The following is an 8,893-nucleotide window of genomic DNA, read 5'->3' as shown; positions in this document are numbered from 1 at the left end:
GATAGCTTTATTGTAAAGTCTTATATAGTTCAATTTGTAGTTTAGATTTAAGTCGTCAAACGTTCCTGCATATCCATGAAGTTCTTTTTTAAGTCTTTTTGCAAGAATCTCTAAGTCTATTCTTGCAAGAACATCTTTAACTTTTTCAGCTCCCATTCCGTATTCGTATTTTTCTGCGTTTGAATACTCATACTCTCTTTCTCTAAATTCATCTTCAGAAACAACGTGTAATTTTACGTATTTTGTAAGACCACCTTCCATTAAAGGTAAAGATTTAGGGTCTTTTTCAAATGCTTCCTCTTCTTCCTCTGTTGGATGCTCTACAACTAAATAAGATTCAAAATAAACAACTCTTTCGATATCTCTTGATGTTAAATCTAACAAACTACCTATTTTACTTGGTGTAGATTTTAAATACCATATATGAACAACCGGAGATGCAAGCTCTATATGTCCAAATCTTTCTCTTCTAACATCGGAACGTGTAACTTCAACACCACATCTATCACAAATTGTACCTTCATACTTCCTTTTTTTATATTTTCCACATAAACATTCATAGTCTTTTATAGGTCCAAATATTCTTGCATCAAAAAGTCCATCTTTTTCTGGTTTTAATGTTCTATAGTTAAGAGTTTCTGGCTTTTTTACTTCTCCGTGAGACCAAGACCTAATCATTTCAGGTGAAGCAAGAGATATTCTGATGGCATCAAATCTCACTGTTTCTTTTCTTTCTTTTGCTTCCACGTTAAGCTACCTCCTTATTGTTTAGAAAGCCTCCCAAAAAGGGAGGTTAAAATCTATCTAATTTAACTCAGGCTTTTTCTTTTCTGGCTCTGAAGTATCGCAGGCTTGGGGCTGTCCATCAACTATACATTCAACGTTTAAGCCAAGAGCTTTTAACTCTCTAACAAGAACTTTAAAAGATTCTGGAACGCCGATATCGTAGTAGTGTTTTCCTTTAATGATAGCTTCGTACACTCTCTTTCTTCCTTCAATATCGTCAGATTTGACTGTTAACATCTCTCTTAATGTATACGCTGCTCCGTGTGCTTCAAGCGCCCATACTTCCATCTCACCGAATCTTTGTCCACCAAACTGAGCTCTACCACCAAGAGGCTGCTGTGTGATAAGAGAGTAAGGTCCGGTTGAACGTGCGTGTATTTTATCATCAACCATATGTATAAGTTTAAGCATATACATGTATCCTACAGTAACTTCCAAGTCAAAAGGCTCTCCTGTCCTACCATCAATAAGCTTAACTTTACCATTATCTTTTATTCCTGCATGATTAAGAAGCTTCTTAATATCTTCTTCTGACGCACTTTCAAAGATTGCAGTTTCTACAGGGATACCAATCTTGGTTAAATCTCTAACTAATTCTCTTAAAGACTCATCGTCAAGTTTAGATAAAACCTCTCTTAACTCTTGAGAATCTTTCTTTCTTTGCGCAGTAAGGATTTTGTTATCTGTGTCATTTACAATGCTGTAATACTCAACGATCTTATCGATAATCTTTTCTCTATCAAAGATTTTTTCAAGCTCTTTTCCAAGTTTTTCACCGAGTTTTTTAGCGGCTAATCCAAGATGGGTTTCAAGTATTTGTCCTACGTTCATACGAGAAGGAACACCAAGAGGGTTTAAAACTATGTCCACGGGAGTTCCATCTTCCATAAACGGCATGTCTTCAACAGGAAGAACGACAGAGATTACACCTTTATTACCGTGTCTACCTGCCATTTTATCACCGACCTGGATCTTTCTCTTTTGAGCTATGTAAACTTTAACAAGCTCGTTAACTCCAGGTTTTAAGTCTGCTCCTTCCTGAACAGCTTCTTTTCTTTTATCGTAAATCTTTTCCCAAAGCTCAATTTGAGATTTTGCTTTTTCGATGATAGATTCTACTTTTTTAAGTAATTTTTTGTCTTTGATAAAGTTAGATGGATTGATAGCTATTATTTTTATAGCCTGAGAAACATTGTTTTCGGATATATATTCTCCTTCAGGAATAATAACTTCGCCGGCTACTTTAACATCCTTAGCAACCTTCACACCGATAAGAATTTCTCTAAGCTGAGCGTCTCTTTTATCTAAAATGAACTTTTTCTTCTCTTCCAACTCTAAATTAAGTTTATCAACCTCTTGCTTAATTAAAGTATCTAAATACTTCTCTCTTTTTTCTTTTTTATCCTTTTTCTTCTTAGCAAAAATTTGGACATCAACTACCACGCCTTCAACGCCCACAGGAACTCTTAATGAAGAATCTTTTACTTCGCTCGCTTTTTCTCCAAAGATCGCAAATAAAAGTTTTTCTTCTGGTGTTAGCGCTGTTTCTCCCTTAGGAGTAACTTTACCAACCAAAATATCTCCTGGTTTAACGTACGCACCAACTCTTACAACACCGTGTTCATCAAGGTTTGCAAGCTGTCTTTCGTTAATACCGGGTATATTTCTTGTTATCTCTTCCGGACCTAATTTTGTTTCTCTTGCTTCTATTTCAAACTCTTCTATATGAATAGATGTAAATACATCGTCTTTAACAAGTCTTTCTGAAATTACGATAGCATCTTCAAAGTTATAGCCTCTCCATGGCATGAATGCAACAAGAACATTTTTTCCGAGTGCAAGCTCGCCTTTGTATGTTGAAGTCCCATCTGCTATTGTTGCACCTTTTTCTACAATATCACCTTTTCTAACAAGCGGTCTTTGATTCATGCATGTAGCTTGGTTAGAGCCTTTAAATTTGTTTAACTTGTAAATATCCATACCAATATCCAACGGGTCATGAGGGTTAATCTCGTCTTCATTTACTTTTATGACGATAGTATTTCCATCAACTTTAATTACTTCACCGCCTCTTTTTGCAACGATCACAGAACCGGAGTCCTTAGCAATGACAACTTCCATTCCTGTACCAACGAGAGGATACTCTGTTCTAATAAGAGGTACAGCCTGACGTTGCATGTTAGAACCCATAAGAGCCCTGTTGGCATCATCATGTTCAAGGAAAGGAATTAAGGATGCAGACGGAGAAACAACTTGCTTAGGAGATACGTCCATATAGTGAACTTCATTTGGTTCTACTAATCTTATATCACCATATGCCCTTGCAAGAACTCTATCTGTTAAGAACCTTCCTTTTTCATCTATTTCAGCGTTAGCTTGAGCAATAACATACTTTTCTTCTTCGTATGCTGTTAGATATTCAATTTCGTTAGTAACAACGCCGTTAATAACCTTTCTATATGGAGAGATTAAAAATCCAAATTCATTTATTCTCGAATAAACAGTCATTGAAGAAACTAAACCAATGTTTTGGCCCTCTGGTGTTTCGATCGGACATATTCTTCCATAGTGAGATGGGTGAACGTCTCTTATTTCAAACTTAGCACTCTCTCTTGTAAGACCGCCTGGACCTAAAGCTGACAACCTTCTTTTATGTGTTAGCTCAGATAACGGGTTTGTTTGGTCCATAAACTGTGAAAGCTGGCCGCTTTTTAAGAATTCAAGAATAGAGTTAGTTAAGTATCTTGGGTTAATAAGCTCGCTTGGTTTTAAGTTAGGGTCTTCTACGTCAACTGTAGCAACTCTATCTCTAAATGCTTTTTGCATTCTTGCAATTCCAGCTCTTGCCTGAGCCTCTAAAAGCTCTCCAACAGGTCTAACTCTTCTGTTTCCTAAGTGTGCTATATCATCTAAGTTTTTCTTTCCAAATCTTAATTCTAATAAATACTTAACTATTGCAATGATATCAGCAAGCTGTAACGTTCTTGCTTCTTCGTCTAAGTATTCTTTTACTTTTATCTCTTTAAATGAAGTTTCTTTTAATTTTTCTAATACTACAGGGTCTATCTTTGTTCCTTTTGGAATAATTCCATCTTTAGTTTCTATATCTTCGTCAAGAGCTAAAGGCGGGAATTTTTCAAAGAAATCTTCAAGGTCTAAAGGCTTGATAGTTTTTGGAATGTTATGTACCTTTGCATTTAACTTAACTCTACCAACTCTTGAAAGGTCGTATCTTTGAATATCTGTAAACGTGTTATTAAATAGCTCTTTAGCTCTCTTCATAAAGGCTTTTGGGTCTAAAACCGCAGTATCCGTAGGTCTCATTTTTCTATAAATTTCTACAAGAGCAGCATCTCTAAAGGTAAACAGAGCATTGATTTTTGGTTCATCTTTCTTTAATGTTTCAACAATAACTCTTTGATATGATGATTTGTTTATGACTTGAGGTTCTACAGTGACAACTTCTTCTATTTTGATTCTATCATCGTTTAAAAGTTTTTCTAAACTTTCTACAGAAACATACTTTTCTTGCTTAATAGGTACTGGTTGACCTTTTTCAGACATTTCTTCATATACATATGTTACAAAAATATCCCTATTCACTAACTCTTCTAAATTAACAGGAATCTTTGTGTTTTCATGAACTAATTTACCATCCTCAACGATATATCTATCTACTTTTCCATAAAAGTTTTTAAGAATTTTATAAGCAGTATCTAATCCGAATGCTCTAAGGAGCGTTGTTCCAAGGATTTTTCTTCTATCTATCTTTGCATAGAAAATTTCCGAATTTGTTGCATACTGAACTTCTACTCTTGAACCTTTCTCAGGAATAACGCTACCTTCATAAATAACTCTTGTAATAATGTCTTTCGTTTTGTCTTCTTTTCCTGAGAAGAATATACCTGAAGACCTGATTAACTGAGATACAATAATTCTCTCACTGCCATTTATCATAAAATAAGCATAGTCTGTTAGCAGAGGAATCTCACCAAAGTATATTTTTTGTTTTTTTATAGTCTTAGGAATTATTTCTCCGGTTTTAGGGTCTGTATGATTTATTACAAGCTCTAACAATACTCTTAAAGGAGCTCCATATGTTAATCCCTTAAATTTACATTCCTCAACAGTCAGTTTTTCTTTATATATTAATGGACCGCCGCAGTTTGGACAATCAACTTCCGGTCCACCGAGAACTTCATCAGGTAATGCTTTTCCACATTTTCCACATTCCCAATCGCCAATCTCGTATCCAATATATCTAACTTCTAATTGACCATTTGGGTCTACAAAAGGAAAAGATGTTCTAAACAGGCTTTCAAGGCCTTTATTTGGGTCTCTTTTTAAAGGATTTGTATGAAATTGAACGAAGTTTTCGAAAGATTCTTTTGGGACGGATAAAAGGTCAGGAGGTGTTATTATTTCTCTTCTTTTTGAAAGTATTTTACGAAAAGGATTTCGTTTTAAATTTTTTATTTCTCTCATCCTTACACCACCTTATTTGATTTTAAAATAAATAAAGGTAGACTGCCATGAAGACAATCTACCTTTTCTTAGACTTGTTGAAAATTCTTTATTGAGATAACGTTTATCAAAATTTATTATTTTATTTCTACAGTAGCTCCAGCTTCCTCTAATTTTTTCTTGATTTGTTCTGCTTCTTCTTTAGAAACTCCTTCTTTAACTGGTTTTGGAGCGCCATCTACAAGGTCTTTTGCTTCTTTTAATCCAAGACCTGTGATTTCTCTAACAACTTTAATAACGTTGATTTTGTTTGCTCCTGCGTTTGTTAAAATAACATCAAACTCAGTTTTTTCTTCAGCAGGAGCGGCAGCACCTGCAGCACCTGCAGCAGCCGGAGCAGCAGCAACCATAGCAGCTGCAGAAACGCCAAACTCTTCTTCCAAGTCTTTTACAAGCTGTGCTAACTCTAACACTGTCATTGACTTAATAGCTTCTTTAATCTCTTCTCTTGTAATTGTTGCCATATTTTTAAAACCTCCTATGAAATTTTATTTAAGATTGTTTTTCTTTTTCTTTTCTTATAGCATCTAAAACTAAAACAGTTTTTTGTGGTATAGCGTTAAGTACACGTACAAGGTTTGTAATAGGTGCTTGTAGTACAGCCAATAGTTGAGCAACAAGCACTTCCTTGCTTGGTAGAGATGCAAGGTAATCGATCTTCTGTGCATCAGCAAATACACCTTCTACTAAACCACCTTTTACTTTTGCATCTTCTTTTCCTTTTAAAAATTCTTTCAATAATTTAGCAGGTGCAACAATGTCGCCATATCCAAAAATAACTGCAGTTTGCTCTTTGAAAATATCTATTTTATCATAAAGTTGTGTTCCATTGCAAGCTCTGTATAAAAGTGTATTTTTGACAACTTTTAATTCTGCATTCTCTCTTTTCAGCTTTTTTCTAAAATCTGCTATTGAGTTAGCATCTATACCTTTAAAATCTAAAAGTATAACAACCGGCGCTGCTTCTATCTTTTGCTTAAGGTCAGCGACTAACTGACTTTTCTTTTGGATCGATTTTCTCTCTGTAGTTAATGCCATGGCTCTACTCCTTATGCTGCTTTAGTTTCTAAGGCTTTTTGTATTTCGGCTGGATTTAATTTAACTGAAGGGCTCATCGTTGTTTTTAAAACAACATTTCTTATATACTGACCTTTTGCACCTGGTGGCTTAGCTTTCAACACCGAATCCACTACAGCTAAAATATTTTCCTTAAGCTTATAATCTTCAAATGAAATTTTACCCACCGGGACGTGTAAATTTCCTGTTTTATCAACTTTAAACTCTACTCTACCTTTTTTAGCCTCTGTAACTGCTCTTTTGATGTCAGTCGTAACAGTTCCAACCTTAGGGTTTGGCATTAAGCCTCTTGGTCCTAAGATTTTACCGAGCTTAGCCAATTTTGGCATCATATCCGGAGTTGCTATCACAACGTCAAAATCTATCCAGTTTTCGTTTGCAATCTTATTGATAATCTCCTCGCCGCCTACATAATCAGCACCTGCTTCTTCAGCCTCTTTTAACTTCTCACCGGAAGCGATAACAAGAACTTTTAACTCTCTTCCTAACCCATGCGGAAGTACCGCTGAACCTCTAACCATTTGGTCAGCATACTTGGGGTCAACACCTAATCTAAAGATAAGCTCTACTGTTTCATCAAACTTTCTCTGTAGGACTTTTTCAACTTCTTTTAATTTTTGGATAGCTTCATCAAGGCTGTAAGTCTTTTCTTTGTCAATAAGCTTTAATGCTTCTAAATATTTTTTTCCTCTTTTAGCCATAGCACTTACCCCTTATATCCTTCAATTTCAATTCCCATACTACGAGCAGTACCAGCTATAGTTCTCATAGCCATCTCAATGTCTTCAGTGTTAAGGTCTTTTAATTTCATTTCAGCAATTTCCCTTAACTGATTAACTGTGATTTTTCCAACCTTATTTCTCTTTGGATCTCCGGAGCCTGTCTTGATGCCTGCAGCTTCTTTAAGAAGATAAGATGCTGGTGGAGTCTTGAGAATAAACGTAAAAGACCTATCCGAATAGATAGTAATTACTACCGGTACGATTGTACCAGGTTTCATGTTTGCAGTCGCTGCATTAAAACTTTTAACAAACTCCATAATGTTAACACCATGCTGACCAAGAGCTGGTCCAACCGGTGGTGATGGAGCTGCTTGTTGAGCTGGAATCATCAGCTCAACTTGAGCCGTTACTTTCTTAGCCATTTAAATACACCTCCTTGAATTCTTTGACGCCTGTCTTAATAAAACACCAAAGCTGAACCGACAGGCTAAATTTTCTCCACCTGGGAGAATTCAAGTTCAACCGGTGTTGCTCTTCCAAAAATAGTAATTAATGCGATAAGTTTTTCTTTGTCCGGGAATACTTCTTCCACTGTTCCTGTAAAATTCATAAATGGACCTTCAATAACTCTAATAATGTCTCCTTTTGTATATAGAAGCTTCTTAGCTTTTGGTGCACCTTTTTGAATCTGTCCTAAGACTTTCATTACATCATTTTCATTTAAAGGAACAGGCTTACCACCTGCACTAACAAATCCTATTAAAAATGGAGTCTTTTTAACTAAATCAATCAAATCGTCAGTGAGCTTCGCCTTTATCAGAATATATCCTGGAAATATTTTATTTTCTAAAACAATTCTCGCTTCAGTTCTGTTTTCTTTGCATGTTATTTTTTGTCCCGGTTTAGAAATCGGACTATGAGAAACACACCCCTCGTCACCTTCAACGCTTTCTAAAACTCGGACAGTACCATCTTCTATAGAAAACTTTGTAATCCCCTTTTTCCCCTGAACTTCTATAACCCTATTTGGACCTTTTAAAGAAAGTCTGTACCTTTCCTTTCCTTGAGATTTAAGGACGACCTTTTCTTCAGCAGGAACTATAACTTCATCCACTAAATGTTCTAAATTATTAAGCTTTAAGTTCTTAATAAAGTTTTCCTTAGCCCTAATTTCTAAATTAGATTGTGTATATAAAGCGTACCATTTTTTTTCATCAGTATCTTTTCCTAAATTGCTTTCATTAACCTCTTCGTTAACCATGTTTAAATTTTCATTTTCCGCCATTTAAATCTTTACCTCTCCATTATGAAGGCAATTATTTTTGTAAATAAAATATCTAAACTCCATAAGTATAATGCCATTATCAAAGTTAAAACTATAACTGCTATGGTTGCTGTTTTGACAAGGTTTTTAGAAGGCCATGTTACTTTTTTAAGCTCTTCAAAAACTTCCTTTAAAAAGCTTAGGTATTTTACCATCAATATTCTCCAAAGGCGGGGCAGGAAGGAATCGAACCCTCAACCTGCGGATTTGGAGTCCGCTGCTCTGCCAATTGAGCTACTGCCCCGCAATCTATGATTAATTACTTAATTTCTCTATGAACTGTATGTTTTTTACAAAACTTACAATATTTTCTTAACTCTAATCTATCTGGATGTTTTCTTTTATTTTTTGTAGTTGTGTAATTTTTTCTTTTGCATTCTGTACAGGCTAAAGTTATAATCTCTCTCATCTTCTATTCCTCACAATTATTCAAGTATTTTAGTAACAACGCCAGCACCTA

The 8,893-nt window shown here is 35.3% G+C and carries 8 protein-coding genes, 1 tRNA gene and 1 pseudogene; all 10 read right to left on the bottom strand.

The genetic code is table 11. The annotated features are described in order from the left end of the window. Window positions 1–747, bottom strand: a pseudogene (locus SULYE_RS03485) (DNA-directed RNA polymerase subunit beta'); the annotation flags it as partial. Window positions 748–804: 57 nt separating this feature from the next. Further along, window positions 805–5,271, bottom strand: a complete 4,467-nt coding sequence (rpoB, locus tag SULYE_RS03480; RefSeq protein ID WP_007546546.1) for a DNA-directed RNA polymerase subunit beta — start codon at window positions 5,269–5,271, stop codon at window positions 805–807. Window positions 5,272–5,387: 116 nt separating this feature from the next. Beyond that, window positions 5,388–5,774 (bottom strand): 50S ribosomal protein L7/L12, encoded by a 387-nt coding sequence (gene rplL / locus SULYE_RS03475; RefSeq protein WP_007546545.1) that lies wholly within the window; start codon window positions 5,772–5,774, stop codon window positions 5,388–5,390. A gap of 28 nt (window positions 5,775–5,802) precedes the next feature. After that, window positions 5,803–6,348 (bottom strand): 50S ribosomal protein L10, encoded by a 546-nt coding sequence (gene rplJ / locus SULYE_RS03470; protein WP_007546544.1) that lies wholly within the window; start codon window positions 6,346–6,348, stop codon window positions 5,803–5,805. Window positions 6,349–6,359: 11 nt separating this feature from the next. Then, window positions 6,360–7,088: a 50S ribosomal protein L1 gene (rplA, locus tag SULYE_RS03465; RefSeq protein ID WP_007546543.1), complete on the bottom strand. Its 729-nt coding sequence runs from the start codon at window positions 7,086–7,088 to the stop codon at window positions 6,360–6,362. Window positions 7,089–7,093: 5 nt separating this feature from the next. Then, window positions 7,094–7,531 carry a 50S ribosomal protein L11 gene (rplK, locus tag SULYE_RS03460; protein WP_007546542.1) on the bottom strand — a complete coding sequence of 146 codons (438 nt, stop codon included), beginning with the start codon at window positions 7,529–7,531 and terminating at the stop codon, window positions 7,094–7,096. Between the two features lie 65 nt (window positions 7,532–7,596). Next, on the bottom strand, window positions 7,597–8,394 hold the full coding sequence (gene nusG, locus SULYE_RS03455) for a transcription termination/antitermination protein NusG (protein WP_007546541.1): 798 nt from the start codon (window positions 8,392–8,394) through the stop codon (window positions 7,597–7,599). 8 nt (window positions 8,395–8,402) lie between these two features. Then, window positions 8,403–8,588: a preprotein translocase subunit SecE gene (secE, locus tag SULYE_RS03450; protein ID WP_007546539.1), complete on the bottom strand. Its 186-nt coding sequence runs from the start codon at window positions 8,586–8,588 to the stop codon at window positions 8,403–8,405. Window positions 8,589–8,604: 16 nt separating this feature from the next. Next, a tRNA-Trp gene (locus SULYE_RS03445) sits at window positions 8,605–8,677 on the bottom strand. 15 nt (window positions 8,678–8,692) lie between these two features. Continuing rightward, entirely contained in the window at window positions 8,693–8,842 is a 150-nt protein-coding gene (gene rpmG, locus SULYE_RS03440; RefSeq protein ID WP_007546538.1) for a 50S ribosomal protein L33, read from the bottom strand. Window positions 8,843–8,893 lie beyond the last annotated feature (51 nt).

It is taken from the genome of Sulfurihydrogenibium yellowstonense SS-5 (genome assembly GCF_000173615.1).
GTDB lineage: Bacteria > Aquificota > Aquificia > Aquificales > Hydrogenothermaceae > Sulfurihydrogenibium > Sulfurihydrogenibium yellowstonense.
This window is presented reverse-complemented; position numbering and strand designations above follow the sequence as displayed.

Bases quoted from the DNA above. Each gene is read 5' to 3' on its own strand.
- rpoB (WP_007546546.1), bottom strand. From the start codon at position 5,271: ATGAGAGAAATAAAAAATTTAAAACGAAATCCTTTTCGTAAAATACTT.
- rplL (WP_007546545.1), bottom strand. From the start codon at position 5,774: ATGGCAACAATTACAAGAGAAGAGATTAAAGAAGCTATTAAGTCAATG.
- rplJ (WP_007546544.1), bottom strand. From the start codon at position 6,348: ATGGCATTAACTACAGAGAGAAAATCGATCCAAAAGAAAAGTCAGTTA.
- rplA (WP_007546543.1), bottom strand. From the start codon at position 7,088: ATGGCTAAAAGAGGAAAAAAATATTTAGAAGCATTAAAGCTTATTGAC.
- rplK (WP_007546542.1), bottom strand. From the start codon at position 7,531: ATGGCTAAGAAAGTAACGGCTCAAGTTGAGCTGATGATTCCAGCTCAA.
- nusG (WP_007546541.1), bottom strand. From the start codon at position 8,394: ATGGCGGAAAATGAAAATTTAAACATGGTTAACGAAGAGGTTAATGAA.
- secE (WP_007546539.1), bottom strand. From the start codon at position 8,588: ATGGTAAAATACCTAAGCTTTTTAAAGGAAGTTTTTGAAGAGCTTAAA.
- rpmG (WP_007546538.1), bottom strand. From the start codon at position 8,842: ATGAGAGAGATTATAACTTTAGCCTGTACAGAATGCAAAAGAAAAAAT.